The sequence below is a fragment of the Rubellimicrobium thermophilum DSM 16684 genome (assembly GCF_000442315.1).
GTDB lineage: Bacteria > Pseudomonadota > Alphaproteobacteria > Rhodobacterales > Rhodobacteraceae > Rubellimicrobium > Rubellimicrobium thermophilum.
In genome coordinates, this window is the sequence record NZ_KE557321.1 from 105,403 (window position 1) to 132,046 (window position 26,644).

The following is a 26,644-nucleotide window of genomic DNA, read 5'->3' on the forward strand; positions in this document are numbered from 1 at the left end:
TCGCCCGTCAGGGCGGCCGCTGTGGCAGGCCCGACGGACCGGAGCCGCCGCAACGCAGCGTCACGGGGGCGTTGACAGCTGCATCCTCTCCGGCAGAGCCTGTGCGACGAAGGGGGCGGGCGGCAGACCCGCAGGGGGGAGGCGATGGCATGAAACTCGGGATCCTGACGGTGCCCTTTGCCGATCTGGCGCTGATGGAGGTGGCGGACTGGGCGGCCGGGGCGGGGTTCGAGTGCCTCGAGATCGCCTGCTGGCCACGGACCGGCGGAGAGGCCCGCCGCTATGCGGGGACAAGCCATCTGGACGTGACGGACCTGCCGCAGACGCAGGCGGACGAGATCATGGCCGCTCTGCGCGAGCGCGGCCTCGCCGTGTCGGCGCTGGGCTATTACCCGAACCCGCTGCATCCCGATGCGGACCGGCGCGAACAGGCCTTCACCCATCTGCGCGCCCTCATCGCGGCGGCCGCGCGGATGGGGGTGGGGGTGGTCAACACCTTCCTCGGCGGAGACCGCAACCTTCACTGGGAAGACAACTGGAGACGAGCCGAGGCTCTCTTTCCCCCGCTCATCGCCGAGGCGCGAGACCACGGGGTGACGCTCGCCTTCGAGAACTGTCCGATGATCTTCTCGCGCGATGAATGGCCGGGCGGACACAACATCGCCTATTCCCCCCGCATCTGGCGGCGCATTCTCGAATGGGACGGTGTGGGGATGAACTTCGACCCCTCGCATCTCGTCTGGCAGATGATCGACATTCCCCGTTTCGTGCGCGAGTTCGGCCCGCGCATGGTCCATGTCCATGCCAAGGACGTGATGATCGACCGCGATGGCCTCTACGAAAACGGGGTGATGAGCCTCGGCATGGGCTGGCAGGTGCCGCGGATGCCGGGGCTGGGGGATGTGGACTGGGCGGCGCTGTTCTCGGCGCTGTGGCAGACGGGCTATGATGGGCCGGTGGTGATCGAGCACGAGGACCGGGTCTTCGAGGGGACCCGGGACAAGCTGCAGCGCGGATTCCTGCTGGCGCGGGATATGCTTCGCCCTTACGTAAGGTGACAGGGCCGGGAACCGGCCAATCCAGGGAGGAACGGCATGACGGAATTCCATCGGGGTGTGGCGCTGGCCGCGCTGTTGTCCGGGCTGGGCGGGATGGCGGCCGCCCAGGAGATGTATACGATCGGCATCTCCAACACCGTGCAGGGCAATGGCTGGCGCGAGGAGATGATCTGCGCGATGAAGGCGCAGGCGCTCGACAGCGGCATGGTCGAAAGTCTCAATATCGCCCATCGCAACACCGATGCGGCGGGCCAGTCCGAGGACATCCGCAACCTCATCCAGGCCGGGGTGGACGCCATCGTGGTCAACCCCGCCAGCCCCGACGGCATCAACGATGCCATCCGGGAGGCGACCGAGGCCGGCATCGTCGTCGTCGCCGTGGACCAGGCGGTGACCGAGCCCTCGGCCTATGTCATCTCCAACAACCAGGAGGAATATGCCTATCTCGGCGCCAAATGGCTGTTCGAACAGCTCGGCGGCGAGGGCGATGTGGTCTACATGCGGGGGGCCGCCGGGGCCTCGGCCGATGATGACCGCCACCGCGGTTTCCAGCGCGCGCTCGAGGAATATCCCGGCATCAACGTGGTCCACGAGGTCTTTACCGGCTGGCAGCAGGACCAGGGCAAGCAGCAGATCCTGGACTTCATCGCCTCTGGCATCCCCTTCGACGGCATCTGGACCAGCGGGATCGACAATGTCATCGTTGATGCCCTGATCGAGTCCGGATCCGAACTTGTGCCCGTGGTGGGGGCGGACAATGCCGGCTTCGTGGGCCAGCTCGCCTCGGTCGAGGGGCTGACGGGTGCGGCCGTGACCAATCCCGGCTCCATCGGGGGCGCGGGCGTGACGCTCGCCCTGCAGATCCTTCAGGGTCAGGCCCCGGCCGAACGCATCGTCCTTGTCGAACCCGAGGTCTGGGACAATGTCACCGAGGAGGGGCGCGCCCGGATCGCCGCGGCGCAGAACCCCGATCTGGATCCCGAATGGCCTGTCAGCGTGTCGATTCCCGGCTGGACGACCTACGACATGGACGAGATCATCGCCTGCCGCGGGCCGGGCGAGTGAGGCGCCCGGACTGAGCGAAGGGGTTCTGCGGCTGCTGCCGGAGAACCCCCACAGGGGAATGCAGGGCCGGTCATGACGGAGAGCGGAGCGGACACGCCGATTCTCGACGCACAGGGCGTGTCCAGACGGTTCGGCGCCGTGCAGGCGCTGCGCGATGCCTCGCTGCGCGTGGGGCGGGGCGAAATCGTCGCCCTGATGGGGGCCAACGGGGCGGGCAAGTCCACGCTGGTCAAGATCCTGACCGGCGCGCTGCGGCCCGATGGGGGATCCATCCGCATCCGGGGGCAGAGGCTCGCATTCGCCTCGCCGGCCGCGGCACGGCGAGCCGGCCTCGTGCCGGTCTATCAGGAACCCGCGCTGATCCCCGATCTCGACATCGCCGACAACCTGCGCCTTGGGGGCACCCCGCGCGAGCCTTTCCTGCATTGGGTGCGTGAGCTGGGGCTGGCGGATCTGCGGCTCGATGCGCCGGTGCGGGGCATGCCGCTTGCCAGCTTGCGCATCCTCGACCTGGCCCGCGCCCTCGCGGCCGAACCGGACCTGCTGCTCCTCGACGAGATGACGGCCGCACTGCCCACCGATCTCGTGGAGCGGGTCCTGGCCGTCGTGCGTGCGCAGGCGCAGGCAGGGCGATCGGTGATCTACATCTCGCATCGCTTTGCCGAGATCGCGGCACTGTGCGACCGGGCCACCGTCCTGCGCGACGGCACGACCGTGGGCGACCTGCCCATCGAGCCCGGCGTCGAGGACCGGATCGGTCTCGCTGATGCTGGGCGAGGGGTTCTCCGCCCCTGTCCCCGTCGCGGCACCGGCGGCCGCTGCCCGCCCTGTCGCGAAGACGCCGCGGCTGCGTGTGCGGAACCTCGCGGCCGGGACCAAGCTGACGGATGTCTCCTTGGACCTCCATGCCGGCGAGGTTTTGGGTCTTGTTGCGCTCGAAGGGCAGGGACAGGACGAGCTGTTCGACGTGCTGGGCGGGTTCCGGCGCCCCCGGGCGGGGGGGATCGAGGTCGAGGGCCGGCCCGCCGCCTTCCGCCATCCCGCCGATGCCATCGCCGCCGGCCTGACCCTCGTGCCGGGGGATCGGGCCCAGGCGCTTCTGATGTCGCGCTCGGTGCGCGAGAATATCGCCCTGCCGCTGTCGGCCCGACCGCGCCGCTGGGGCATCCTGCCGATGCGCGAAGAGGCGCGGCGCGTCGGCACGGCCATCGAGCGGCTCCAGATCGACACCCGCGCCCAGGGCGAGGTGCGGCGCCTCTCGGGGGGCAACCAGCAGAAGGTGACCATTGCCCGCTGGCTGGCCGCCGGGGTGCGGACTCTCCTGCTCTTCGACCCCACGCGCGGCATCGATGTGCGCACCAAGCGGCAGATCTATGCGCTGGTGCGGGACCTGGCAGGGCAGGGCGCCGCGGTGCTGTTCTACACCTCCGAACTCGACGAGATCCGTCTGGCCTGCGATCGCGCGGTCGTCGTCTTCGGCGGACGCGTCGTGGACGAGATCGAGGCCGCCCGTGCCGACCAGGCAACCCTTCTGCGCGCGGCCTATGGGCTGACGGCGCGTGAGCGAGAGACGGCCGATGCCACAGCGAACCGGATGGAGGCGCGGGCATGAAGCGCCTGCTCGAGCGGCACGGCTGGGACATGGCGCTGGCGGCGCTGCTTGCGCTGCTGCTGCTGGCCACCAGGCTGATCCAGCCGAATTTTGGCGCCTCGGGGATCGAGGCCCTGGCGCGCGCTGCCCTGCCCTTCGCCTTTGCCGCCGCGGGGATGGCGGTTGTCGTCATCGCGGGGGGCATCGATCTCTCGATCGCCTCCATGATGGCTGTCGCAGGCGTCACGGCCGCCCGCCTGATGCAGGGCGCCTCGGCCGGCGAGGCCGGGCTGGTGCTTGTCCTCGTGCTCCTGATCGGGGTGGCGATGGGGACGATCAACGGGCTGCTGATCGTGCTCACCCGGCTGCCCGACATCGTCGTGACGCTGGGCATGCTGTTCGTCTGGGAGGGCACCGCCCTCCTGATCCTCAATGCCCCCGGTGGGGCCGCGGCGCCCTGGCTGCGCGCCCTCGTCACCGGGCCGGCCCTTCCGGCCCTGACCCCCATGATCCCCAAGGCCCTCGTCCTTCTGGTCGTCTGCCTCGCGGCCATCTGGATTCCCCTGCGGCGCTCGCGCCTCGGCCTGTCCCTCTATGCCATCGGCAGCGATGCCACGGCGGCCTTCCGGTCCGGCGTCGCCATCGGACGGACGCGCATCGCAGCCTATGCCCTTGCAGGGCTGTTCGCCGCGCTGGGCGGATTGTCCCTGACGGCCAGTGTCGGCATCGGAGAGCCCATCCCCGGCCCCTATCTGCTGGCCTCGGTGGCGGCGGTGGTCCTGGGCGGCGTCGCCCTGACAGGCGGACGCGGGGGACTCCTGGGACCGATCCTCGCGGTCTTCATCCTGCGGGTCATCCGGCTCGACCTCACGCTTCTGGCCATCGACCCGAATGTGACAGCCATCCTGGAGGGCACAATCATGGCTGTGGTGGTGATGCTGGGCGGCCTGCTGCTGATGCGGAGGCGACAGGCATGACCCCCACAACGCAGGACAGACCCTCGATCACGCTCCGCACGGGACGATTCCTCCGCGACTGGCCCGTGGTGACGCTGATCATCCTGCTGCTCGCGCTGGTCGGCCTCCTCGAGCTCATGCGCCCCGGCATCGTCAACGAACGCTGGATCGGCAACACGGTGCGCATCGCCATCCCCCTGGCGATGCTCGCCGCCTGCCAGACCATGACGATGCTGACAGGGAGCATCGACCTCTCGGCCGGGGCGGTCGCCACGATCAGCGCCTTCGTCGTCGCCACCCAGACCCCGCTGCTCGGACCCCATGCCGCCATCGCCATCGCCCTGCTGCCGGCGGTGCTCCTCGGCCTGCTGAACGGCATCGGCGTGGGACTGTTCCGCGTCCACCCCCTCATCATGACGCTGGCCACGGGCCTCATCGGCATCGGATGCCTGCAGGTCTATCAGCGTGGCGTCATCGCCACGGGTTCGGTCATCCCGCCGCTCCTCGAATGGCTGGGCACGGGCCGGACAGCCGGCCTGCCGCATGCGCTCCTCGTCTTCATCCCCTTTGCGGCGCTGCTGCTCTGGGCCGAGAGACGGTCAGGCTTCGGCCGGCTCCTCTATGCCATCGGCGCCAACGAACAGGCCGCGCGGCTATCAGGCGTGCGGGTCTGGCAGGTCCATCTCGCGCTCTATGCCCTGTCGGGCCTTGTCGCGGGACTGGCAGGGCTGCTGTATGTGGGCTTCATCAAGGCCCCTTCGCTCTCGCTCGCGATGCCGCTGCTGCTCCCCTCGGTTGCCGCGGCGGTGATCGGGGGCACCTCGATCTTCGGCGGGCGGGGCAGCTTTGCCGGAACCATCGTCGGGGCGCTGATCCTGCGCGTCCTCGAGACGCTGCTGCAGCTCCTGAGAATGCCCGAAGGGGTGCGCGGTATCCTCTTCGGCCTCATCATCATCCTGGTCACCGCCATCCATGTCCGCCTGACCGGGCGCGACTGAAGCCAGCCACAGGGCCCGATCCATGGGCCCGCCGAAGCGGCGGCCCCGCGGGACAGCAAGACGAACGGGGGAACATGGCGATTCTCTCCTTCGATTCGTGATGCGGAGAGAATCGCATGAAAGGGTTAAGATCCGGTTAATGCCAAAAGAGAAAACCGGATCGGCTCATGCGCCCCCCCCCGTGCCGGGGGGGCGGGCCGAAGGCAATCAGCGGCCCGGCGCCGGACAGGCCCGGCGCCGATGATGCGCGAACGGCGGATCAGCGGTAGGGATAACCGGCTGCCTCCATGGTCGCGGCATACTGCTTGAAGGCCTCGACGACCTTGGCCGCACGCGGCGAGGAGGCCGAGACCTCGTCCCAGAAGCTTTCGGCGTCGTGGACGACCTGGTTCCACTCCTCGGGCGGGATGGCGGTCAGCTCCATCTTCTCGCCCTCCACGCGCAGCTTGGCCTCTCCGCCCCAGTACCAGACGGCGCGGTAGTAATGCGACTGGTCGATCGTCGTCCGGTAGAGCTGCTGCAGATGCGGCGGCACGCGGTTCCAGCTTTCGGTGTTGACGAAATAGGACCCGAACCAGGCCCCCGTCACGGAGTTGGTGAGCGCGTAGTTGCACACATCCGCCCAGCCTACCTCATAGGCTTCGGTGAAGCCGCACCAGGCCACCCCGTCGAGTTCGCCCGTGCGCATCGCCACCTCGACATCGTCCCAGGGAACGGTCACGGGGATGAGGCCGTAGCGCGACAGGAAGCGCCCCGCCGTGGGCACGCCGAAGACGCGCAGACCGTTCATGTCCGCCAGCGAGCGGATGGGCTTGTTCACGGTGAAGATATGGAGCGGGTCCCAGGCGCCGGTGGACAGCCAGGTGACATTCTCGACCTCGGAATAGGCCTCTTCCCAGATCTCCTGCAGGCCGTAGTAGCGGAACAGCGCCGGCACATCGAGCGGATAGCGCGTCGCGAAGGGGAAATAGCCTCCGAACACGGCGATATCGACGGGCGAGGCCATCGTCGCCTCGTCCGACTGCACGGCATCGAGCGTGCCGTTCTGCAGGGCGCGGAACAGCTCGCCCGTGGGTACGAGCTGATCGGCATAATAGAGTTCGATCTCCATCTCGCCATTGGCGGCGGCGTTGAAGGCATCGATCTGCGGCTTGATGACATGGGCGCCGAGAGGCGCGCCCGAATAGGTCTGAAGCCGCCAGCGGATCGGCGCCTGGGCGCGCACGATGGCCGGGGCGGCGAGGGCCGCGGGGGCCGCAAGCCCTGCGGCGGCGAGGAACTTGCGGCGGCTTGCCAGGATGCGCTGCGAAGGGGTCTGGTCGGTCATCGGAGTCTCCCTGTCTGTTGTGATTTTTGCGGTTCGGTCCGTCATCGTCCCGTGACCATGCCGGGCAGCCAGAGCGCGATCTGGGGAAAGAGCATCACCAGCAGGATCGTCGCCGCCATCATGATCACGAAGGGCCAGATCGAGCGGTAGATGTCCACGAGCGTGATCTCCTTCGGGGCCAGACCGCGCATCAGGAACAGGTTATAGCCGAAGGGCGGCGTGATGTAGGCGATCTGGCAGGTCATCGTGTAGAGCACGCCGAACCAGATCATCTGCCCCTCTAAGCCGAGATCGAGCATCTTCACAAGCGGGATGTAGAGCGGCGCCACGATCACCAGCATCGCCGTGTCGTCGAGGAACATCCCCATGACGATGAAGCTGGCCATCATCAGCATGACCGTCTGCCACGGCGTCAGATGCCAGTTGTGGATGAAGAGATTCTCCACCGCGCGCACGGCGCCGATGCCGTCGAACACCGCCGAGAAGGCCAGCGCGGCCAGGATCAGCCACAGGAACATGCAGGAGATGGCCAGCGTCTTGCGCGCCGTCTCGCGCAGGACGCGCCAGCTCAGCCGACGCCTGACCGCCGCCGCCACCGTCGCCGCCGTGGCCCCCACGGCCGAGCTTTCGACCAGGCTCGTGTAGCCGAGGACGAACAGCCCGGTCATGAAGAAGAAGATCAGGAAGGGAAGGATCCCCGCCCGCAGGAGCGCGAGCTTCTCGCGCAGGGGCATCGCCAGATCCGCGTCCGACAGGGTGGGGGCCAGCGACGGGTTGAGCCGCACGCGGGCCCAGACATAGAGGGCGAACATCGTCGCCATGAGCAGGCCCGGCACGACCCCCGCAAGCCAGAGCTGCGAGACGGGTTCGCGCGCGATGACGCCATAGAGCACCATCACCACGGACGGGGGGATCAGGATGCCCAGGGCGGATCCCCCCTGCACCACGCCGGTGATCAGCACCTTGTCGTAGCCGCGGCGGAGCATCTCGGGCAGGGCGATGGCCGAGCCGATGGCCATGCCGGCCACCGACAGCCCGTTCATGGCCGAGATGATCACCATCAGCAGGATCGTCCCGATGGCGAGCCCCCCCGCCATGCGCCCCAGCCAGACATGGAGCATGCGGTAGAGATCCTCGGCGATGCCCGATTCCGACAGGATGTAGCCCATGTAGATGAACAGGGGCAGCGTCAGCATCGGGAACCAGTTGAAGAGCTTGAAGGTGGCGTTGAAGGGCATCTCCACCCCGCCCGTGCCGTAGAGCAGGAGCGCCGCCCCCGCCGCCACGAAGCCCACCGCCGCGAATACCCTCTGCCCGGTCAGCATCAGCCCCAGCATCGAGGCGAACATCAGGAGAGCGATCGCCTCGTAGCTCATCGGCGGGAATCCTCATGATGGGCAAGGGGGTTCTCGGCTGGATCCGGGGGCTGGCCCAGGGGCTCGCCGCGCAGGGCGGCCCAGTGCTTGAAGAACAGCGACAGCGTCTGCAGCAGCATCAGCACGATGCAGGCCACCATCAGCGCCTTGATGGGGATCATGGACGGGTTCCAGATCGAGAAGCGCCGTTCGTCGGTGGCGATCGCATAGCGCAGGCTCGAGATGGAGCCGATCAGCATCACCACGAGATAGAAGCCGAGACAGGCCACGGTCACCAGATCGAGCCGGTGCTTTCCGCGCGGCGACAGATTGGCATAGATCAGATCCATGCGGACATGATCGTCGTTCTTCAGGGTGACGGCCCCGCCCAGGAAATAGTAGGCGGCCAGGGTGAACTGGGCGAATTCCACACACCAGTGCAGCGGCACGCGGATCACGTTGCGCGTCACCGCATCGAGCAGCAGAACCCCGATCATGACGAAGATCAGCCACATCGCGATCCAGCCTGTCGCATCGGCCGCCGCATCCGCCCAGCGGACATAGGTCCGGACCAGCTTCGGCATTCCTCGACCCCCCTTGTCGTTCTCAGGCCAGCTCGACCCGCGCCTGCCCAAGCGGTGCGGTCATCTCCGCAGGCGGCGGGCTGTCGCAGATCAGCATCCCCACCTCGCCGAGGTTGCAGACGCGGAAGGCCGCGCGCCGGCCGAGCTTGGCCGCATGGGCAACGATGACGATGCTACCGGCCCGGCCGATCATGGCACGGGCGATCTGCGCCTCGTCAAAGCTCGAATCCGTCGCCCCCGCCACGGCATCGAGCCCCGCCACCGTCAGAATCGCCCGGTCCGCCTGAAAGCGGGCGATCTGCTCGATCACGAGGGGGCCCACCGTCTCGGCGTCGGAGGCGCGGAAGGCACCGCCCAGCAGGAAGACCGCCGCCGTCGCATTGCGGCCGATCGCCTGGGCGATGTCGAGCGAATTGGTGATCACCGTCAGGCCGTCCGTGGCGCTCAGCGCCTCGGCGCAGGCCAGCGTCGTGGTCCCCGCATCGATGAACAGCGTCTCGCCAGGCTCGATGATCTCGGCCAGACGCCGGGCGATGCGGGCCTTGGCCTCGGCCCCTTCGGCGGCGCGCTCGGCCCGGCTGCCTTCGGCGAAGAGGCGGAAGGGGCGGGCCCCCCCGTGAACCTTCTGCACCGAGCCTTCGCGCGCAAGACGGGCCAGATCACGGCGGATCGTCTCGGCCGACACGCCGAAGCGCAGGGCCAGGGCATCCACCCGTGTCTCGCCGTCGCGGGCGATGATCTCGCGGATCTGGGCCTGTCTCTGATCCGGTCTCACGCCAGCCTCCCTGACCGGAAGGAAACAGAAGCAGCACAGGGGATGTCAACGCCCTTCTTGCATCGATCTGCGCGAATCGGTCACAGCAGCACGGCTATATTGACCGATCGGTCATGAATCGGTCATGATTCGGAAAGAGGAGGGTCCGCCGTGACCGAAAGGGCAACGCAGGACGGCCTGCATGATGCGATCGTCATCGGCGCCGGCGTCGTCGGCTGCGCCATCGCCCGCCGCCTCGCGCTGGAGGGGGCGCGCGTCCTGGTGCTCGAGAAGGCCGCGGACATCCTCGATGGCGCCTCCAAGGGCAACAGCGCCATCCTGCATACCGGCTTCGACGCCCCGCCCGGCTCGCTCGAACAGGCCTGCATCGCCGCCGGCCATGCGGAATACCTGGACATCCGCGAGCGCCTCGGCCTGCCGCTGATCCGCTGTGGCGCGCTGGTGATCGCCTGGAACGAAGAAGAGGCGGCGCGGCTGCCGGCGCTGATGGCGCAGGCGCGCGCCAATGGCGTGGAGCCCGAACCCCTGACGCGGGCCGAGCTGCTGGCGCGCGAGCCGGGGCTGGCGCCGGGACTGGTCGCCGCCTTCCGCATTCCCGGCGAATCGCTGATCGACCCGTGGTCGGCGCCGCTGGCCTATCTGATGCAGGCCGTGGCCAACGGGGCGCAGCTGATGCGGTCTTGCGAGGTCCTCTCGGGCGTCTTCGACGGCGAGGCCTGGCGGATCGGGACGACGCGGGGGCCGGTCGCGGGGCGCCTTGTCGTCAATGCGGCGGGCCTGCATGGCGACATCCTGGAGGCCCGGCTGCTCGGGCAGGCGGGCTTTCGCATCCGCCCGCGCAAGGGGCAATTCGTCGTCTATGACAAGACCGCCGCGCGGCTCGTCTCCCATATCCTTCTGCCGGTCCCGACCGAGGTGACAAAGGGGGTCGTGGTCTGCCGCACCGTCTTCGGCAATCTTCTTGTCGGCCCCACGGCCGAGGATCAGGAGGACCGCGAGAGCGCCGCGCTGGTGCCCGAGACGCTTGCCGCGCTCCGCCGGCGGGGCGAAGCGATCCTGCCGGCCCTCGCCGCCGAGCCGGTGACGGCGATCTATGCCGGGCTGCGCCCCGCAAGCGGTCAGAAGGACTATCACATCCGCCTGCACGAGGGGCGGAACTATGTCGCGGTGGGGGGCATCCGCTCCACGGGGCTGTCGGCGGCGCTGGGCATCGCCCGGCATGTGGCCGATCTGGTCGCAGGGCGGATCGGCGCCGGCTGGACCCCGCCGGCCGATCCCCTCTGGCCGCAGGTTCCGAACCTGACCGAGGGCCTGCCCCGCGACTGGCAGAGGCCCGGCCATGGCGGTATCCTCTGCCACTGCGAACTGGTCACCCGCCGCGAGGTGGAGGCAGCGCTGGAGGGGCCTCTGGGGGCGCGGAGCCTCGGCGGGCTCAAGCGGCGCACCCGCGTCACCATGGGCCGCTGTCAGGGATTCTACTGCTCGGCCGCGCTGGCAGCGCTGACGCGGGGCGCTTCGATCAGCCGATGGGAGAGCCGGTCGATGCCTGACCTGCCGGCGCATGCCGCGGTTGTCGTGGTCGGCGCGGGCCCGGCGGGGCTGGCCGCGGCGGCGCTGCTGGCCGGGCAGGGGGTCGATGTCCTGGTGCTCGAACGCGAAGCGGAGGCCGGCGGGATCCCCCGCCACTGCGCCCATTCGCCCTATGGGCTGCGCGAATGGGGGCGCCTGCTGACCGGGCCCGCCCATGCCCGCCGTCTGACCCGCGCCGCGCAGGAGGCGGGCGCCCGCATCCTGACCGGCGTCACCGTGACAGCCCTGCTGCCGGGGCCGCGCCTTGCCGTCACCGCCGATGGCGGCCCGGGTGAAATCGCCGCGGATCAGGTGCTCCTGGCCACCGGCGCGCGCGAGACGAGCCGCGCCGCGCGCCTGATCGGCGGCACCAAGCCGGGCGGGGTGCTGAATACGGGGGCGCTGCAGGGTCTCGTGCATCTGGACGGGCTGCGCCCCTTCCGTCGGCCGGTGGTCGTGGGGACGGAACTTGTCGCCTTCTCGGCGCTGCTGACCTGCCGGGGCGCGGGCATCCGCCCGGTGGCGATGATCGAGGAGGGGCCGCGCCCCGTCGCCCGTCCCCCCCGCCGCGCTGTTGCCGCGGCTCATGGGCGTGCCGCTGCTTCTGTCCACCGACCTTCTGGCCATCGAGGGGCGCGAGCATGTCGAGGCCGTCCTGCTGCACGGGCCTTGGGGCGAGCGGCGGGTCAAGACGGACGGGGTGATCCTGACGGGCCGCTTCCGCCCCGAGGCCGCGCTGATCCGCGCCAGCCATCTGCGCTGGGATCCCCGCGCGGGCGGGCCCGAGGTGGACGAATACGGGCGCTGCTCGGACCCGGCCTTCTTCGCTGCTGGCAACCTCCTGCGTACGGTCGAGACGGCGGGGCACTGCTGGTCCGAGGGGCGCGCCGTCGCCCGTGCGATCCTGGCCGCCCGCGCCGGGCGGCTGCCCGCGGGGCCGGGCCGGCCGGTGAGCCTTGAGGGCGAGGCGCTGGCCTGGGTCGTGCCGCAGCGTCTGGCCGGCGAGGCGGACGCCGCCCTGGGTGCCCTGCAGATCGGCCTGGCCCGCCCGGCGCGCGGGCGGATCGTGCTGCGCGCCGCAGGGGCCGAACGCGCGGTGCGGGAGGGACGGCTGCTGCCCGAACGGCGGCTGCGGCTGCCGCTGCCGCCCGCCGGCATCGACGCGACCGTTGCGCTGGAGGAGACATGAGCCGCGCCGTCCTGGCCATCGATCAGGGCACCACCAGCACCCGCGCCTTCCTGATGGGCGAGGACGGGCGGTTGCGCCTGCTCCTTCAGCGCCACCATGCGCAGCATCACCCCGCACCCGGCCGGGTGGAGCATGACCCGCTGGAGATTCTCGCCGATCTCTGCCTCTGCTTCGAGGCCGCCCCGGCCGGGGTCGAGGCTGCGGGGCTCGACAATCAGGGCGAAAGCTGCCTCGGCTGGGATGCGGCGACGGGAGAGCCCGTCTCGCCCGTCCTCGTCTGGCAGGACGACCGGACCGAGGCGGATTGCGCAAGGCTGCGGGCCGATGGTGCCGAGGCGCTGACGCGCGCGCGGGCGGGGCTGCCGGTCGATCCCTATTTCTCGGCCTCCAAGCTCGGCTGGATCCTGCGGCATGTCCCGGCCGCGCGCGATCTGGCCCGCCGGGGCGGCTGCGGCTTGGCACTACGGATGCCTATTTCCGCGACCGTCTGACGGGCCGTTTCGAGACCGACCCGACGACCGCCTCGCGCACGGGGCTGATGAATCTGGCGCGGCTCGACTGGGATGAGGATCTGTGCGCGCTCTACGGGGTGCCACCGGACTGCCTGCCGCGAATCGTTCCGTCCACGGGCGATCTGGGCATCCTGCGGGCCGGGGGGCGCGCGATCCCCTTGCGCGCCAGCCTCGTGGACCAGCAGGCGGCGACCTGGGGCCATGGCTGCCGCCGGCCCGGCGACACGAAGATCACCTTCGGCACCGGCGCCTTCGCCTTCGCCCTTGCCGGGGAACGCCCGCCCGCCGATCCGCAGGGGGCGCTGCCCACCCTCGCCTGGGCCCGGGCAGGCGAAGCGCCGATATATGCGCTCGACGGCGGTGTTTATACCGCGGGGGCCGCGGTGGAGTGGGCGCGGGGGCTCGGCCTGTTCGGGGATGTCCTGGCCCTGAACGACCTGCCCGAAGAGCCCGCCATCGCCCGCGGCCTGGCCTTCGTGCCGGCCCTGGCCGGGCTGGCCTGCCCCCACTGGAACCGGCGCGCGCGCGGCGCCTGGCTGGGCATGGACCTCGCCACCGGTCCGCGCGATCTCGTGCAGGCCATGCTCGAGGGGATCGCCTTCCGCATGGCCGAGGTGATCGAGGCGATGGATCGCGTGGTGCCGATCCGCGATCCGATCTCCATCGACGGGGGGCTGAGCGCGAACCCGTGGTTCTGTGGCCTGCTCGCCGCCGTGCTGGGCCGGCCGCTGCGCATCTCGGAGGAGCCGGAGCTGACGGCGCTCGGCACCGCCCGGCTGGCGGCCGAGGCGGCGGGCCTGGCGGTGGTGCTGCGCAGCGAAGGGCGCCTTGTGCAGCCCCCGCGGGACCTGCGCCCCTGGCGCGCCCGCTTTGCCGCCGCGCGCGCCGCCGTGGAGGTCTATGGCATGGCCTGAGGCCCCCCTGAGGCCCCTTGCGCCCCCGCCGCCGTCATGGCCCTGTCGGGCCGAGGCAGGGGAGGGACCGATGGACGCCGCATCGTTTCGCCGGATGGACGGGCTGGGCCTGGCCGCGCTGATCGCCGGGGGCGAGGTCTCGCCCCTTGAGGTGGCAGAGACGGCCATCACCGTCATCGCGGCGCTGAACCCCGCCCTGAATGCCGTGATCGCCGACCGCTTTGCAGCCGCAAGGGCCGAGGCCGCCCGCCTCCCGGCCCCTGGGGGTGCGCTGCGCGGCGTGCCCTTCCTGCTCAAGGATGTGAACCTCTTCTCGTCCGATCTGCCGACGCGCTTTGCCTCGCGCTTCTTCGCCGGGGCGGCACCGGCGGCGCCGGGCGGGGAGAGCCTGATGGTGCAGCGCTGGCGCGCGGGGGGGCTCGTGACGCTCGGGACCACCAACACGCCCGAATTCGCCGGCGACTTCACGACCGAGCCTCTGGCCTACGGCCCCTGCCGCAACCCCTGGGACAGGGCGCGCAGCACCGGCGGATCGAGCGGCGGGGCCGCCGCCGCCGTCGCCTCGGGGATGGTCCCGATCGCGCATGGGACGGATCTGGGCGGCTCGATCCGCATTCCCGCCGCCTGCTGCGGCGTCTTCGGGTTCAAGCCTTCGGTCGGGCTCAATCCGCTCGGCCCCGGATGGGAGGAGATCGCCTCCGGGCTCGATGCCGATCATGTGCTGACGCGGACGGTGCGCGACAGTGCCGCCGCGCTCGACCTGACGGCCGGGCCGGGAGCGGGCACGCGGCTCGGGCGGATGCCCCCGGCGGGCGGCTTTCTCGCCGCGCTCGAGGACCCCCTGCCGCCCCTGCGCATCGGACTGGCGCTGGCCGACCCGCTGGGGCGTCCGGCCGCGCCGCACTGGGCCGCGGCGGCCGAAGCGACGGCGGGGTGGCTGGCCGCCATGGGCCATGCGGTCGAGCCCTGGTCCTGGCCGCCCGAGGCGATGCCGGGGGAATGGTTCGATGCACTCTGGACGATCGATGTGCTGCACCTTGTCAGGGCCCGTGCCGAGGCCCTGGGCCGCTCTCCGCGCGAGGGGGAGATCGAGCCCTTCACGCGCGCCGTGCTCGATCATGCGGCGGGGCTCTCGGCGCTCGACCTGCATCGCGCGCGGCTGGCCATGACGCGGGCAGCCTGGGCCATCGGCCGCGCCATGGAGGGGTTCGATGCGGTGCTGACCCCCGCCCTGGCCGGGGATCCCCCGCCGCTCGGCACCCTGACCTTCGCGGCCTGCGGGCAGAGCCTGGCGGAGTGGAATGCGCGCGGCTTCGCCTTTGCCCCCCATGCGGCGCCGGGGAACCTCGCCGGGCTGCCCGCAGGCGTGGTGCCCGTGGGCGTGGGGCCGGCGGGGCTGCCGCTGGCGGTGCAGGTGACAGGGCGGCCGGGCGGGGATCTCCGGCTGCTCCAGCTCTGCCGGCGGATCGAGGAGGCGGCCGGCTTCGCCCCCCATCTGGCCGCGATGCAGGCGCGGCTCTAGCGGCCCCCCGCGCGTTCGGAGCCGAGCAGGCGCGGCAGGTTGCCGAAGGCGCCGATCAGACCGAACACCAGGGCCGCAAGGGCGACGAAGAGCACCGACACGACCCCCATGATCGGCGTGTAGCCGTAGCGCAGGCTGTTGAAGATCTTGATGGGCAGCGTCTCGACCGTGAAGCCCGCCACCATGTAGGCGATGATGTATTCGTTGAGCGAGAGCACGAAGGCGAAGGCATAGCCCGACAGCACATAGGGCGCCACGAGCGGCAGCACGACCGTGCGCAGCACCTGGCCCCGCGTGGCGCCCATCGTGCGCGCAGCCTCGATCAGCGAGCGGTCGATCGCGGCGAGGCCAAGCGAGATCGTCACCAGCGGCAGGGTGACGAGGAAGATCCCGTGCGACAGGATCGTCGCGGCCATCCGGCCATACATCCCCACCGAGACCCAGAACACGAGGAAGCCCAGGGCCGTGATGACGGGGGGCAGCATGAAGGGGGCGACGCCAAGCAGCGCGAGCATCCGTCCCAGCCATCCGCCCCGGCCCCAGACATGCAGCGCGATCGGCAGGGCCACCGCGACGGCCAGGAGCGAGGCCAGCGTCGCGATGACGACCGAGTTGCGCAGGGGGCCGGTCCAGTCTGCGGCGCGGAACAGCTCGCCATACCAGCGCAGCGAGGGGTCGGCGGGCGGAAAGCGCAGCGCCTGTCCGCCGTTCAGCGAGACCCCCGCGACGATGAGGATCGGCAGCGACAGCAGCAGCAGCAGCAGGCCCACATAGAGGCCTCCGAGGCGATGGGTCATGGCGCGGCCTCCCGCCGCTCTCGGGTCAGGAGCAGCGACAGCCCCACAAGGGTCAGCGCCACGACGAGCAGCAGCACCGCCATGGCCGCCGCAAGGGGCAGGTTCGACTGGTAGATTGCCTGATCGGTGATATGCACCGACAGCGTCCAGTGCTGGGGCCGGCCCAGGAGCTGGGGCAGCAGATAGGCCCCGAGCACGAAGACGAAGACCAGGATCGCCGCCCCCAGGATCGGCGCGCGCAGAAGGGGCAGCGTCACCGTGGCAAAGGTCCGCAGCGGCGAGGCGCCCATCGTGCGCGCAGCCTGCGTCAGTTCGGGATCGAGGCGGGCCACCGGCGGATAGAGGACAAGGACCGCCATAGGGGAAGGACAGATAGACAAGCCCCGTGAGCAGCGCGAAGAGGCCGGGCGTGAAGGCGCGCGGCTCGGGCAGCAGGCCGATCCAGGCAAGCAGGTTGCCACCCCCGCCGGTGCGCGACAGCAGCGTGGAGACGGCAAAGCCGATGATGACCTCCGACAGCGACAGCACCGCAAGCAGGATCACGAGCACGACCGTCTGCATGCGGTGGGACATCCCGGCGAGGATCACCGTGAAGGGCAGGGCGAGCGCCACCGCGATCAGCGCGGCAGCCAGCGCGATGCCGATCGAGGTGGCCAGGATGCGCCCCACGAAGGCCGAGAAGACCCGCGCATAGCCGGTCAGGTCGAATCCCCAGGTGAAGAAGCCGCCCGGCTCGCGTCCGGCCACCGAAACGGCCAGCATGATGCCGAAGGGGATCAGGAAGAGCACGACGAGCACCAGACCGGGCAGCAGGCCGATCCAGGCGGGAACGGGCGATTCGCGGCCGGTCATGGCGCCAGCACCACGACACCGCCCGGCGCGAAGGCGAGCTGGACCGTCTCGCCGATCTGCACATCCGGTCGCTCGCGCGGGGCGAAGAGGGCGGTCATCTCGCGCCCGTCCTGATCGAGCACGATCTGCACGCTTTCGCCCAGATCGCGGATGAAGGTCACGCGGGCCGGCAGGCCCTCTTCGGCCAGGCGCACATCCTCGGGCCGGACGGAGAGAAGGGCGGGGCCGGGGGCCGTCTTGACGCGGTCCTGCGGGGCAAGGGGGATGCGCCGGCCCGAAACCTCGATCATGGAGCGGTCGAGCAGGGTGGCCGGCAGCAGGTTCGAGGAGCCGATGAAGCCCGCGACGAAGGCATTGGCCGGGTCGCGGTAGATCTCCATCGGGGCGCCCATCTGCTGCACCCGGCCCTTGTCCATGACGATCACGAGATCGGCCATGGTCAGCGCTTCCTTCTGGTCGTGCGTGACGACCAGCGTCGTGATGCCGAGCCGGGTCTGGAGCTGGCGCAGCTCCATCTGCATGTGATCGCGCAGGGCGGCATCGAGCGCCGACAGGGGTTCGTCGAGCAGGAACAGCCGCGGATCGACGGCCAGGGCGCGGGCGATGGCGACGCGCTGGCGCTGGCCGCCGGAGAGCTGATGGATGCGGCGGCCGGCCAGCCCCGGCAGGCGCACCAGCTCCAGCAGTTCGGCGGCCCGCCGGTCGCGTTCGGCCTTCGGCCGGCCGCGGATGGCCAGCGGATAGGCCACGTTGTCGCCGACCGAGAGATGGGGGAACAGCGCCAGCGACTGGAACACCATGCCGAAATCGCGCCGGTGGGTGGGGCGGTCGGTGATGTCCTCTCCGCCGACGAGGATGCGGCCCTCGGTCGGGGTCTCGAGCCCGGCGATGAGGCGCAGCAGCGTGGTCTTGCCGCAGCCCGAGGGGCCGAGCAGGCAGATGAAGCGCCCCCCCGGAATGTCGAGAGTGACCCCGTCCACCGCTGCAGCGGGGCCGTAGCGCTTGGTCAGCGAGCGGAGCGCGAGATCGTTCATCGAGGGGCAGGGTCCTTTGCGGGATGGGGCCCGGCCGGGATGCGGCCGGGCCCGGGATCGGGCAGGTTCAGCCGGTGATCATCTCGGACCACTTCTGGTTCACCCAGTCGGCCCTGTCGATGTAGAGATCATAGCGCGGCAGGATCGGCGGCAGGTCCGAGGCCACGGCGGCGAATTCCTCGTCCGTCAGATCGGTCAGGCTGCGGTCCACCGTGGGCGCCGTGCCGACAAAGCGCGACAGCTTTGCCTGAATCTCGGGCCGGGCCATGTAGTTGATGAAGATCTGGGCCTGCTCCTGCATGGTGCTGGCCTTGCTGACGACCCAGGATCCCGAATCGAGCACCGCGCCTTCGGCCGGGAAGGTGGAGCGCACGGGCTGTCCTTCGGCCGCCGCGAGGCCGGTCACGTCGTGGTAATACTGGCCCATCGGGATCTCGCCGGACTGGAGCGCCTGCTGGAACTGGCCCTCGTCGCGATACCAGAGGCGGACATTGGGCTTCACCTCGGCGAGCTTCTCGAGAACCTGCATCACGCCCTCTTCGGTGTCGAGGATGTCGGTGCCGCCGAAGAAGGTGGTCGCCGTGATCTCGAGCAGGAAGGAGTTGGAGGCCAGTGCGAGCAGACCCAGCCGGTCGCGGTTGGCCGGATCCCAGAGCGCCTGCCAGGAGGTCGGCGGTTCGGGATAGACATCGGTATTGGTCACGAGGGTGATGTACCACGACACCGCCCCCGTGCCGTAGAGACGCCCGTCCGGGTAACGGTGGACGAAATGCTCGGGCAAGTTGGCGAGGTTGGGCATCGCCGATTCGTCGAGCGGCAGCCACAGCCCGGACCGTTCGCCCTTGAGGCGGGCGACCTGGGCCATCATGCTGACATCGGCCGGGGCCTGTCCGGCGCGCGCCGCCTGTTCGAGCTGGACAAGCCAGGCCTCGCCCGTGGGTTCGCCGATGGATTCGATGGCGATGCCCGTCTCGGCGGTGAAGTCGGGATAGATGTGCTGATCGAAGCTGTCCTGGAAGAAGCCGCCATAGGTGCCGACCTTGAGGGCCGTGCCCTGCGCGCGCAGGATGGCGGGGGCGGCCAGCGCGGACAGACCGGCGGCGGTGCCGACAAGGAAGCTGCGTCGTTTCATGATGATCTCCCTGCGGGTTCGGGGAGCCGGCGGACGGACCGATTCGGTCGATCCGTTCCCCGCCGGCCCCGTTCTGTCAGGCCATGCTTTAAGATCCGGTCGGTTCCGCGTCCACAGGGCGCATCAGGATGCCCCCCGGCGCTTCAGCCGATATCGAAGCCATGGAGAGGGGCGGGAGGCCTCTGCGGCACGCCGGGCAGGACGCAGAGCATCTCGTAGAGCAGGTTCGCCCCTGTCAGCGCCGTGGTGCCCGTCGTGTCGAAGGGCGGCGAGACCTCCACCAGATCGCAGCCGACAAGGTTCACACCCGCCAGACCCCGCACGATCTGCAGGGCCTGCCAGTCCTGCAGGCCGCCGATCTCCTGCGTGCCGGTGCCGTTGGCCAGGCCCGGGGCCAGGCTGTCGATGTCGAAGGACAGATAGCAGGGGGCATCGCCGATCAGGGCCCGCACCTGCTCCATCAGGCGGCGCAGGTCGCGGCCGGCGATCTCTTCGGCCGTCACGATGCTCCAGCCCTGCGCGCGGCCCCAGGCAAAGTCGTCCGGCGCATAGCCCGTGCCCCGCAGGCCGATCTGCACCACGCGGTCGTTCAGGAGGCAGCCATCCTCCCAGGCGCGGCGGAAGGGCGTGCCATGGGCGACCTTCTCGCCGAACATGGTGTCGTTGATGTCGGCATGGGCATCGACATGGACGAGGGCGACAGGACCGTGACGGTCCCTGATGGCGCGCAGCACGGGCCAGGTCAGCGTATGGTCGCCCCCCAGCGTGAGAGGGATCGTCCCATGGGCGAGGATCTCGCGATAGGCGGCGGTGATGATGTCGCAGCTTGTCTTCAGGTCGAAGGTGTCGATCGCCACATCGCCGATATCGGCGACCTGGAGATGTTCGAAGGGGGCAGCGCCGGTCGCCATGTTGAAGGGGCGGATCATGCGGCTTTCGTCGCGGATGGCGCGGGGGCCGAGGCGCGTGCCGGGGCGATTCGACGTGCCGATGTCGAGGGGGATGCCGACAAAGGCGGCATCGAGCCCTTCGGCCGTTGCCTGCGCGGGCAGGCGCATGAAGGTCGCAGGGCCGCCGAAGCGGGGCATGTCGTTGCCGCCGAGCGGCTGGTTGAAGCGGGTCATGCGGATGGCTCCCTCTGGCGTGGCGCATCGTGACGCATCCGGCGCGGGGGAAGCATGCCGGCACGGGGAAGGCAAGCGGGAGCGCAACAAAGTGCTTTTCCCCTGCGGCACGAGGTTCTATGCCAGAAGGTGCATCCGAAGGGCCACTCCTTCACCGACAAGTCCGGCACCTGGGGGGGCAGCGGCACGTGGGTGGTCGAAGTGATCGCCCTGCCGGACCCGGAGGATCTGCCATGAGCAATCAGACGCAAGACGACGATATCGGGCCGCTCCACGCCCCCGACGAGGCGGCGATGCGGGCTTCGTTCGAGGCGGCGGGCGGGGACGCGCCCTATCTCGGGGACTTCGCCTATGTCGAGGGCGTGGTGCGCGAGTTCATCGCCGAGGTGGCCGCCGCGATCGGGGCGGCGATGCCGACCGCATCCTCAAGGCCACGGACGATTGGGCGGCGCGCTTTGCCTCTCCATCGGGCGGGGAGGTCGGGATCGCCGACTGGCACAACGCCAGGCAGCTGGGCGCCTATATCGTGCGGCACTGGCCCGTCGAGGACGGGCTGTCCCTCGAGGACTCGTTGCGGTCCATGTTCCTGACCGCGGTCCTGAGGATCAAGGACGCAATCGTGGACACGCCGCCGGCAAAAGGGACGACGAATGGCTGAAGTTCATCATCGACATCACGGCGGAGGAGCTGACCGCGACCCTCACCGGCACGTGGGAAGCGGTCTATCCCGAAGAGGATGAGGAGGGATCCTGACGGGGCGACCGCCGGATCGCCCGGCCCGAGGGTCCGGTGACGCGCCACCCCGACCGAGGGGCTTGCAAGATCGTCGAGTTGCCGGGGGCCGGCCTCTGGCCCCCGGCGGGCGGATCGGTTAGCGGGGGGTGTTGCGCGCGGAGGGAGCGGGATGGAGGCGAACGGCGACAGCCCGAAGGGTCTGGCCCTGGCTCTGGCGGTTTATCTGCTGTGGGGCTTCCTGCCGCTCTACATGGTCCATCTGTCCCATGTCCCCCCGGCCGAGGTGATCCTCCACCGTGTGTTGTGGTCCGTGCCCATCGCGGCCGTGGCAGTGCTGTCGATGGGCAAGGGGGGTGCCCTCGGGCGGGCGCTGCGCAGGCCGCGGATGCTGGGCATGGCCGCGGTCACGGCGGCCATCGTGTCGCTGAACTGGGGCATCTATGTCTGGGCCGTGACATCGGGGCATGCGCTCGAGGCGGCGCTCGGCTATTACATCAACCCGCTCTTCAGCGTGTTCCTGGGCGCGGTGCTGCTGCGCGAGAGGCTCGCCCCCGCGCAATGGGCGGCGATCGGGCTGGCGGCGCTTGCGGTCGGCGTGCTGACCTGGGATGCGGGGCGGCTGCCGATGGCGGCGCTGGGGCTGACCCTGACCTGGGGGGCCTATGCCTTCTTCAAGAAATGGCTGCCCATGGGGCCGAGCGAGGGATTCCTGCTCGAGGTGCTGATCCTGTCGCCCTTTGCGCTGCTTTATCTCGGCTGGTTGATGGCGCGGGGGCAGAGCCATTTCCTGGCCGGCGACGTCGCGACCGACGCGCTGCTGCTCGGCTGCGGGGTGGTGACGGCGGTGCCGCTGCTCCTCTACGCCCATGGAGCAAAGCTGCTGCGGCTGTCGACCATCGGCATCCTGCAATACATCTCTCCCACCCTTGTGGCCCTGGTCGCCGTGGCCGTCCTGGGCGAGCATTTCGGGCCGGCGCGCATGGTGGCCTTTCCGATGATCTGGGCGGCGCTTGCGATCTACACGGCCTCATTCCTGCGGCAGGCGCGGGCCGCCGCGTGACGGATACAACGTGACGGAGACACAGAGCGGACGCATGCTGACCATCGCCACCTGGAACATCAACTCGCTGCGTCTGCGCGAAGGGCTTGTGGTCCGTCTGATCCGGCAGGAGGCGCCGGACATCCTCTGCCTGCAGGAATGCAAGGCCCCGGCGGAGAAGATGCCCCTCGCCACCTTTGCCGCGCTGGGCTACCCGCATGCGGTGGTGCGGGGCGAGAAGGGCTATAACGGTGTGGCGATCCTGTCGCGCCGCCCGCTGGAGGATGCGGGGTCCATCGATCTGGGCGGTCTGGGGCAGGCCCGGCATGTGGCGGCGCGTCTGCCCTGCGGGGCCGTGATCCACAATGTCTATGTCCCTGCAGGCGGCGACCTGCCGGATCCGGACGCCAATCCCAAATTCGCCCAGAAGCTCCGGGTTCTGGCGCATCTGCGCGACCATTTCCGCGCCGAGCCGCCCCGCCGCGCGATCCTGGTGGGCGATCTCAACGTGGCGCCGCTGGAGGACGATGTCTGGTCGCATCGCCAGATGCTGGATGTGGTCAGCCATACCCCGGTCGAGGTGGCGGGGCTGACGGATGCGATGGAGGCCGGGGGCTGGACCGATGTCACCCGCGCCGACCTGCCCTCGGGCAAGCTCTATTCCTGGTGGTCCTACCGGGCGGCGGACTGGGCCGCCTCGGATCGCGGGCGGCGGCTGGACCATGTCTGGGCAAGCCGCGATCTGATGCGCGCGGCCCATGACAGCCGTATCCTGCGCGATTGCCGCGGCTGGGAATCGCCGTCGGACCATGTGCCGGTGCTGGCCCGATTCGACCTGTGATCGCGGGCCCCTCTCCCGATGCCCGACCCGGTGCCTGACCGGTCAGCCGCCAGCCCCCCTTGGGTCGGGGAACGTCGAATCGGCCACGAGATCGGCAGCGGGATGTTCCGGATCGGCCACGGTGGCGAGATAGGGCGCAAAGTGGCGCAGCATCGCGGCGCCGGGGGCGATGGCCGGCGGCCCGTATTCGGGGGGCAGCAGAACCAGATCGTCGCCCGGCTGCCAGTCCGCCGGCGTGGCGAGATTGTAGGCCTCGGCCGTCTGGATCGCATCGAGCACGCGCAGCATCTCGTCGCTGCTGCGGCCCACGACCATCGGATATTCGAAGATCGCCCGGATGCGCAGATCGGGGCCGATGATCAGCGTCTTGCGGATGGCGCAGCTCTCGCTCTGCTTCTCGTGGAGCATGCCGAAGAGATTGCAGAGCCGGCCCTCCGGATCGGCGATCAGGGGGAAGGTCACGTGAAACCCGTAGATGCGCGCGATGTCGGCGACCCATTTGCGGCCGGCTTCGGCAGAGGAGGAGGAGAGGGCGAGCATCCTGGCTCCGCGCTGGGCGAATTCGCCCTCCCGCGCGGCCAGTGCGGCGATCTCGGTCGTGCAGACCCCGGTGAAGGCGAGAGGATGGCTGAACAGGACGATCCAGGATCCCTCGGCCCAGTCATGGAAGACGATCGGCCCCTGGTTCGTTTCGGCCCGGAAGTCCGGAACGATGTCCCCGATGCGCGGCAGCCAGCGCACCGAACGGCGATAACTCCATGGCACCTTGGCCTGGTGCGCAAGCCGGGCCTCCTCGAAGAACCTGTAGTCCATGTTGCGTCCCCCTTCTGCGGGCTGGTCCCCGCCGGCCCTGGGGCCGGTGGAGGGGCAGGCCGGCTGCCGGGTTGTGCGACGTGCCCGAGTTGCAGCCTCGGGGTGGAATGCGACCGAAATATGGCAAGGTCGCGCCCTTGTGGTGATGCCAAATGTTACATGCGCCTCACCTTCGGGTAGGTCATGTCCCGTCATGGTTGATCGCGAGGGCGGATGAAGGCCCTCTGATGGCGGAAATGCGGCGAAGATCCGGCCGGGGGCGCCGGGGTCGGCAGGGCCGGCCGGGATCAGATGGAGGAATCCCCCCCGCCCCATGCGGCGATGCGGCGGCAGAGCTCCTCGATGGCGGCCTGAGGCATCTCGGGCGGGCGGAAGCCGCCGGACAGCAGGCAGGGCTCGGGCATGCAGCGCCCGATGGCCTCGCCGTCGATGCGCAGCATCGACCAGTCGGCGAACAGGCGGGCCGGCACCTCGCCGGCGCTGATCAGCTCGATCGCTTCGTGACGGGGGTCGCGCATGATGCGGGTCATGCAGGCCCCCAGAGCGGTGCGGCTGCCTTCGAGAACCTGAAGGAAATGGCGCTCTCCGACCAGCAGGGCGCCGGTCAGCCCGTCGCGTTCGTTGTTGCGGCGCGACGCATGAAGGATCGCCTCGATCCCTCCTTCCCCGTCGTCCAGCCTCCAGGACGAATAGATGAGCCGCATCAGCCGCATCATGCCGATCCTTCGCCACCCGCGCGCCGCCGTCCGGCTGGCGTCATGCTGCCCTTGTAGGCAGGGGCCCTTCCCGCGGCAACGGGCAGAGGGGGATCCTCAGGCGGCAAGCCAGAGGGGAGGCTGCCGGTGCAGGTAACCCTCGCTGAACTGGCCGAGTGCGGCAAGGGCGGCCCAGTCGTGAACCGCGAGCCGCCCGTCGCCGAAACTGATCAGGCCGCGCCGGCGCAGCTCCTGCAGCGATCGGTTGAGATGCACCAGCGACAGGCCCGTCGCGCGGCTCAGATGGACCTGGGTCAGCGGCAGATCGCAGATCCCGCCATGGGCCAGCCCCACCGCCTCGAGCCGCGTCACGATCTCGCAGAAGAGATGGGCCAGCGCGATCACGGCAGGGCGATGGCCCATGTTGACGATCCATTCCCGCGCGATGGAGGAGGCAACCAGCGTCTGGCTCCACAGCAGCGCCGCGAGGCGGGGCTGATCCCGGCAGAGCGCCCGCAGGGCCGAGGCCTCGAGACAGGCGATCCGGCAAGGCGCCAGACTCTCGATGTCGGCACCCAGACGGTTCAGCCAGAGAATCTCCAGATCGGGCCAGTCGCCGGGAATGTGCAGCGCGACGATCTGGCATTTCACCGCATCGAGCATGCGATAGCTGCAGAGCAGCCCTTCGAGCACGAGGGTGATGGGGCCGTCGCTGCCGCCGGCATGGTGCAGGCACTGGTCGGCCGGAATTGCGCGGATCTCGAAGGGAACGGAGGCGATCGCCGCGTATTCGTCGGCCGTGGGCTGGACGAAGCGCTCGAACCAGGCGGCAAGGGGATGGGGGTGACGCAAACGATCCTCACTGTTCCATGGCACGTCCTTTGCGCGAAGGCCTTCGGGGCTGGCGCCGGACGGTTGTCGTTTTCCGCCCTCTATACGCCGCCTGCGGACTGCGTCCATGGGGAAGATGACGCGACGGGAACACAGGACCGGGGCCCGCCGCAGAGGCCTGTCCTGCCCCCCCGCCGGCGCGGGTCAGATCATGCGGATCGCCGACTTGTCCACGGCGAGGGTATAGCCCTTGCGGGCGATGTTCCTGACCAGAAGCTCGCTGACCAGCTGATTGCCGAGCGTGTCGCGCAGCCGCTTGATGCGCGTGGCGCCGGCGGCCTCGTCGCATTGCGAAGGGTCCCGGCCCGAGATGACGGCCTCGATCTGGGCGCCGGACAGCACCTCGTCGTCGAGCCGGGCCTCGGCCAGGACCGAGAGCGTCTCGATGGCGGCCTCGGTCAGCTTGAACTCGAAATTGTTGAGATAGACCGTGTTCGCCTCGCGCGAGATGATGAGCGAGTTGACCTCGATCCCCTTGCGCTCGATCTGGCCCATGCGGCGGTTGAGGATGACCAGCATCACGAGGAAGGCCACCGCCGCGATCATCATGGCCGTGGCGAACAGCAGCAGCACCGCGATGATGACGCGGTAGCTGGCCAGCACCTCGCCGAAGGTCGTATTGGACTGCGCCAGCAGTTCGAGCAGGCGGATCTCTCCGCGGCTGGTGAAATCGCCCTCGACGAAGAGGCGTTCGACCTGGGCGTTGAAGGCATCGGCATCGGGGAGATTGGCGAAGAGCAGGACTGCCGCCAGACCGAGGATGACGACAATCGCGGCAATCCCGATGGCGACGGCCCGTGCCCCCTGTTGGCGGGCCTCAGTAGCGGAGATAGTAGTCGCCAGCGCTCTCACGTCTTGCCTCCAGGCCGGTCTCGTCGAAGGTAGAATCGACTTCGAGGAGATGCCAGCCGTCGGCGGCAAGACGGGGTGCGAGTTCCTCGGCCGCCGAGGCCGTGTCGCAGGGGCCGAAGATTTCGGCCACGCCGTAATGCAGCTCGAAGGGGTCGCGGCGCGAGGCCTTGTAGTCGGCATAACAGGCCGCCGCCGCCTCGAGGGGAAGCGCGATCAGCAGCAGGAGGGCGGCGGGGAGCAGTCTCATGCCGCAAGGAGTGGCAGGAGCGCTCCTGCTATTCAATAGCCCTGCAGGACGGACGGGGTCGGCCGGGCGGGGGCGGCAGCCGGCGGGCTGGGCTGCCCCGGCGCTGACCGATAGCCACGCCATGATATTGTCTGGCATGCCGCCCCGCCGCAGAACCGCGGCAGGAAACGGGCCGGC

General features: G+C 69.8%; 27 protein-coding genes and 1 pseudogene. 14 read left to right on the forward strand and 14 right to left on the reverse strand.

The genetic code is table 11. The annotated features are described in order from the left end of the window. Nucleotides 1–149 precede the first annotated feature (149 nt). The 6 genes and pseudogenes from RUTHE_RS08310 to RUTHE_RS08330 all read left to right on the forward strand — a co-directional run bounded on the left by RUTHE_RS08310 (nt 150) and on the right by RUTHE_RS08330 (nt 5,668). Nucleotides 150–1,058, forward strand: coding sequence for a sugar phosphate isomerase/epimerase family protein (locus tag RUTHE_RS08310; RefSeq protein ID WP_021097929.1), 909 nt, complete (start codon nt 150–152; stop codon nt 1,056–1,058). 36 nt (nt 1,059–1,094) lie between these two features. Beyond that, nucleotides 1,095–2,123, forward strand: a complete 1,029-nt coding sequence (locus RUTHE_RS08315) for an ABC transporter substrate-binding protein (protein WP_021097930.1) — start codon at nt 1,095–1,097, stop codon at nt 2,121–2,123. A gap of 195 nt (nt 2,124–2,318) precedes the next feature. Further along, nucleotides 2,319–2,630 (forward strand): annotated as a pseudogene (locus RUTHE_RS17520) (ATP-binding cassette domain-containing protein); the annotation flags it as partial. A 388-nt stretch (nt 2,631–3,018) separates the two neighbouring features. Then, nucleotides 3,019–3,735 (forward strand): ATP-binding cassette domain-containing protein, encoded by a 717-nt coding sequence (locus RUTHE_RS17525; protein WP_245542211.1) that lies wholly within the window; start codon nt 3,019–3,021, stop codon nt 3,733–3,735. Then, entirely contained in the window at nt 3,732–4,691 is a 960-nt protein-coding gene (locus tag RUTHE_RS08325; protein ID WP_021097932.1) for an ABC transporter permease, read from the forward strand. Before RUTHE_RS17525 ends, RUTHE_RS08325 begins: the two co-directional genes overlap by 4 nt. Beyond that, nucleotides 4,688–5,668, forward strand: coding sequence for an ABC transporter permease (locus RUTHE_RS08330; RefSeq protein ID WP_021097933.1), 981 nt, complete (start codon nt 4,688–4,690; stop codon nt 5,666–5,668). The genes RUTHE_RS08325 and RUTHE_RS08330 overlap by 4 nt, the downstream gene beginning before the upstream one ends. Nucleotides 5,669–5,927: 259 nt before the next feature. On the opposite strand, the gene RUTHE_RS08335 is transcribed toward RUTHE_RS08330, so the two are convergent. The 4 genes from RUTHE_RS08335 to RUTHE_RS08350 all read right to left on the reverse strand — a co-directional run bounded on the left by RUTHE_RS08335 (nt 5,928) and on the right by RUTHE_RS08350 (nt 9,709). Further along, a complete protein-coding gene (locus RUTHE_RS08335; protein WP_211217739.1) occupies nt 5,928–6,965 on the reverse strand; it encodes a type 2 periplasmic-binding domain-containing protein in 1,038 nt (345 codons plus the stop codon). A 71-nt stretch (nt 6,966–7,036) separates the two neighbouring features. After that, complete coding sequence (locus tag RUTHE_RS08340) at nt 7,037–8,371, reverse strand: TRAP transporter large permease (protein ID WP_021097935.1); 1,335 nt, start codon at nt 8,369–8,371, stop codon at nt 7,037–7,039. Next, on the reverse strand, nt 8,368–8,934 hold the full coding sequence (locus RUTHE_RS08345; protein ID WP_021097936.1) for a TRAP transporter small permease subunit: 567 nt from the start codon (nt 8,932–8,934) through the stop codon (nt 8,368–8,370). The genes RUTHE_RS08340 and RUTHE_RS08345 overlap by 4 nt, the downstream gene beginning before the upstream one ends. Before the next feature lie 22 nt (nt 8,935–8,956). Further along, nucleotides 8,957–9,709: a DeoR/GlpR family DNA-binding transcription regulator gene (locus RUTHE_RS08350; RefSeq protein ID WP_021097937.1), complete on the reverse strand. Its 753-nt coding sequence runs from the start codon at nt 9,707–9,709 to the stop codon at nt 8,957–8,959. 150 nt (nt 9,710–9,859) lie between these two features. On the opposite strand from RUTHE_RS08350, the gene RUTHE_RS17010 reads away from it, so the two are divergent. The 5 genes from RUTHE_RS17010 (at nt 9,860) to RUTHE_RS08370 (ending at nt 15,415) form a co-directional block, all read left to right on the forward strand. Beyond that, nucleotides 9,860–12,238, forward strand: a complete 2,379-nt coding sequence (locus RUTHE_RS17010; protein ID WP_021097938.1) for an NAD(P)/FAD-dependent oxidoreductase — start codon at nt 9,860–9,862, stop codon at nt 12,236–12,238. Then, nucleotides 12,228–12,467, forward strand: coding sequence for a hypothetical protein (locus tag RUTHE_RS17015; RefSeq protein ID WP_040645528.1), 240 nt, complete (start codon nt 12,228–12,230; stop codon nt 12,465–12,467). Before RUTHE_RS17010 ends, RUTHE_RS17015 begins: the two co-directional genes overlap by 11 nt. Then, on the forward strand, nt 12,464–12,958 hold the full coding sequence (locus tag RUTHE_RS17530; RefSeq protein WP_021097939.1) for an FGGY family carbohydrate kinase: 495 nt from the start codon (nt 12,464–12,466) through the stop codon (nt 12,956–12,958). Before RUTHE_RS17015 ends, RUTHE_RS17530 begins: the two co-directional genes overlap by 4 nt. Next, nucleotides 12,955–13,893 (forward strand): FGGY-family carbohydrate kinase, encoded by a 939-nt coding sequence (locus RUTHE_RS08365; RefSeq protein WP_281167466.1) that lies wholly within the window; start codon nt 12,955–12,957, stop codon nt 13,891–13,893. The genes RUTHE_RS17530 and RUTHE_RS08365 overlap by 4 nt, the downstream gene beginning before the upstream one ends. A 70-nt stretch (nt 13,894–13,963) precedes the next feature. After that, the gene (locus RUTHE_RS08370; protein ID WP_021097941.1) at nt 13,964–15,415 is read left to right on the forward strand and encodes an amidase; all 1,452 of its coding nucleotides are present in this window, start codon (nt 13,964–13,966) and stop codon (nt 15,413–15,415) included. Here the strand turns inward: RUTHE_RS08370 and RUTHE_RS08375 are convergent. After that, on the reverse strand, nt 15,412–16,212 hold the full coding sequence (locus RUTHE_RS08375; RefSeq protein ID WP_021097942.1) for an ABC transporter permease: 801 nt from the start codon (nt 16,210–16,212) through the stop codon (nt 15,412–15,414). The genes RUTHE_RS08370 and RUTHE_RS08375 overlap by 4 nt on opposite strands. After that, nucleotides 16,209–16,571, reverse strand: coding sequence for an ABC transporter permease subunit (locus RUTHE_RS17020; protein WP_021097943.1), 363 nt, complete (start codon nt 16,569–16,571; stop codon nt 16,209–16,211). The genes RUTHE_RS08375 and RUTHE_RS17020 overlap by 4 nt, the downstream gene beginning before the upstream one ends. A gap of 110 nt (nt 16,572–16,681) precedes the next feature. On the opposite strand from RUTHE_RS17020, the gene RUTHE_RS17025 reads away from it, so the two are divergent. After that, on the forward strand, nt 16,682–16,906 hold the full coding sequence (locus tag RUTHE_RS17025) for a hypothetical protein (RefSeq protein WP_211217732.1): 225 nt from the start codon (nt 16,682–16,684) through the stop codon (nt 16,904–16,906). Nucleotides 16,907–17,060: 154 nt separating this feature from the next. Here RUTHE_RS17025 and RUTHE_RS08385 read toward each other — a convergent pair whose 3' ends face one another. The 3 genes from RUTHE_RS08385 to speB form a co-directional block, all read right to left on the reverse strand. Next, nucleotides 17,061–18,098, reverse strand: coding sequence for an ABC transporter ATP-binding protein (locus tag RUTHE_RS08385; protein WP_021097944.1), 1,038 nt, complete (start codon nt 18,096–18,098; stop codon nt 17,061–17,063). A gap of 67 nt (nt 18,099–18,165) precedes the next feature. Continuing rightward, nucleotides 18,166–19,230, reverse strand: coding sequence for an ABC transporter substrate-binding protein (locus tag RUTHE_RS08390; RefSeq protein WP_021097945.1), 1,065 nt, complete (start codon nt 19,228–19,230; stop codon nt 18,166–18,168). Nucleotides 19,231–19,373: 143 nt separating this feature from the next. Further along, the gene (gene speB / locus RUTHE_RS08395; RefSeq protein WP_021097946.1) at nt 19,374–20,354 is read right to left on the reverse strand and encodes an agmatinase; all 981 of its coding nucleotides are present in this window, start codon (nt 20,352–20,354) and stop codon (nt 19,374–19,376) included. A 904-nt stretch (nt 20,355–21,258) separates the two neighbouring features. Here speB and rarD point away from each other — a divergent pair. Continuing rightward, nucleotides 21,259–22,149 carry an EamA family transporter RarD gene (gene rarD / locus RUTHE_RS08400; RefSeq protein ID WP_021097947.1) on the forward strand — a complete coding sequence of 297 codons (891 nt, stop codon included), beginning with the start codon at nt 21,259–21,261 and terminating at the stop codon, nt 22,147–22,149. A gap of 34 nt (nt 22,150–22,183) precedes the next feature. Beyond that, nucleotides 22,184–22,969 (forward strand): exodeoxyribonuclease III, encoded by a 786-nt coding sequence (locus RUTHE_RS08405; RefSeq protein WP_021097948.1) that lies wholly within the window; start codon nt 22,184–22,186, stop codon nt 22,967–22,969. 42 nt (nt 22,970–23,011) lie between these two features. Here the strand turns inward: RUTHE_RS08405 and RUTHE_RS08410 are convergent, their stop codons facing one another. The 5 genes from RUTHE_RS08410 to RUTHE_RS08430 all read right to left on the reverse strand — a co-directional run bounded on the left by RUTHE_RS08410 (nt 23,012) and on the right by RUTHE_RS08430 (nt 26,467). Beyond that, nucleotides 23,012–23,782 carry a redoxin domain-containing protein gene (locus RUTHE_RS08410; protein ID WP_021097949.1) on the reverse strand — a complete coding sequence of 257 codons (771 nt, stop codon included), beginning with the start codon at nt 23,780–23,782 and terminating at the stop codon, nt 23,012–23,014. Nucleotides 23,783–24,069: 287 nt separating this feature from the next. Then, nucleotides 24,070–24,495: a BLUF domain-containing protein gene (locus RUTHE_RS08415; RefSeq protein ID WP_211217733.1), complete on the reverse strand. Its 426-nt coding sequence runs from the start codon at nt 24,493–24,495 to the stop codon at nt 24,070–24,072. A 99-nt stretch (nt 24,496–24,594) separates the two neighbouring features. Continuing rightward, on the reverse strand, nt 24,595–25,353 hold the full coding sequence (locus tag RUTHE_RS08420) for a Crp/Fnr family transcriptional regulator (RefSeq protein ID WP_158453424.1): 759 nt from the start codon (nt 25,351–25,353) through the stop codon (nt 24,595–24,597). A 159-nt stretch (nt 25,354–25,512) separates the two neighbouring features. Then, nucleotides 25,513–26,211 carry a winged helix-turn-helix domain-containing protein gene (locus RUTHE_RS08425; RefSeq protein ID WP_051150434.1) on the reverse strand — a complete coding sequence of 233 codons (699 nt, stop codon included), beginning with the start codon at nt 26,209–26,211 and terminating at the stop codon, nt 25,513–25,515. Beyond that, on the reverse strand, nt 26,186–26,467 hold the full coding sequence (locus RUTHE_RS08430) for a hypothetical protein (protein WP_021097953.1): 282 nt from the start codon (nt 26,465–26,467) through the stop codon (nt 26,186–26,188). Before RUTHE_RS08430 ends, RUTHE_RS08425 begins: the two co-directional genes overlap by 26 nt. Nucleotides 26,468–26,644: the final 177 nt, after the last annotated feature.

Coding starts and splice junctions, on each gene's coding strand:
- RUTHE_RS08310 (WP_021097929.1), top strand. CDS start 150: ATGAAACTCGGGATCCTGACGGTGCCCTTTGCCGATCTGGCGCTGATG.
- RUTHE_RS08315 (WP_021097930.1), top strand. CDS start 1,095: ATGACGGAATTCCATCGGGGTGTGGCGCTGGCCGCGCTGTTGTCCGGG.
- RUTHE_RS08325 (WP_021097932.1), top strand. CDS start 3,732: ATGAAGCGCCTGCTCGAGCGGCACGGCTGGGACATGGCGCTGGCGGCG.
- RUTHE_RS08330 (WP_021097933.1), top strand. CDS start 4,688: ATGACCCCCACAACGCAGGACAGACCCTCGATCACGCTCCGCACGGGA.
- RUTHE_RS08340 (WP_021097935.1), bottom strand. CDS start 8,371: ATGAGCTACGAGGCGATCGCTCTCCTGATGTTCGCCTCGATGCTGGGG.
- RUTHE_RS08345 (WP_021097936.1), bottom strand. CDS start 8,934: ATGCCGAAGCTGGTCCGGACCTATGTCCGCTGGGCGGATGCGGCGGCC.
- RUTHE_RS17530 (WP_021097939.1), top strand. CDS start 12,464: ATGAGCCGCGCCGTCCTGGCCATCGATCAGGGCACCACCAGCACCCGC.
- RUTHE_RS08370 (WP_021097941.1), top strand. CDS start 13,964: ATGGACGCCGCATCGTTTCGCCGGATGGACGGGCTGGGCCTGGCCGCG.
- RUTHE_RS08375 (WP_021097942.1), bottom strand. CDS start 16,212: ATGACCCATCGCCTCGGAGGCCTCTATGTGGGCCTGCTGCTGCTGCTG.
- RUTHE_RS17020 (WP_021097943.1), bottom strand. CDS start 16,571: ATGGCGGTCCTTGTCCTCTATCCGCCGGTGGCCCGCCTCGATCCCGAA.
- RUTHE_RS08385 (WP_021097944.1), bottom strand. CDS start 18,098: ATGAACGATCTCGCGCTCCGCTCGCTGACCAAGCGCTACGGCCCCGCT.
- RUTHE_RS08390 (WP_021097945.1), bottom strand. CDS start 19,230: ATGAAACGACGCAGCTTCCTTGTCGGCACCGCCGCCGGTCTGTCCGCG.
- speB (WP_021097946.1), bottom strand. CDS start 20,354: ATGACCCGCTTCAACCAGCCGCTCGGCGGCAACGACATGCCCCGCTTC.
- rarD (WP_021097947.1), top strand. CDS start 21,259: ATGGAGGCGAACGGCGACAGCCCGAAGGGTCTGGCCCTGGCTCTGGCG.
- RUTHE_RS08405 (WP_021097948.1), top strand. CDS start 22,184: ATGCTGACCATCGCCACCTGGAACATCAACTCGCTGCGTCTGCGCGAA.
- RUTHE_RS08410 (WP_021097949.1), bottom strand. CDS start 23,782: ATGGACTACAGGTTCTTCGAGGAGGCCCGGCTTGCGCACCAGGCCAAG.
- RUTHE_RS08415 (WP_211217733.1), bottom strand. CDS start 24,495: ATGCGGCTGATGCGGCTCATCTATTCGTCCTGGAGGCTGGACGACGGG.
- RUTHE_RS08430 (WP_021097953.1), bottom strand. CDS start 26,467: ATGAGACTGCTCCCCGCCGCCCTCCTGCTGCTGATCGCGCTTCCCCTC.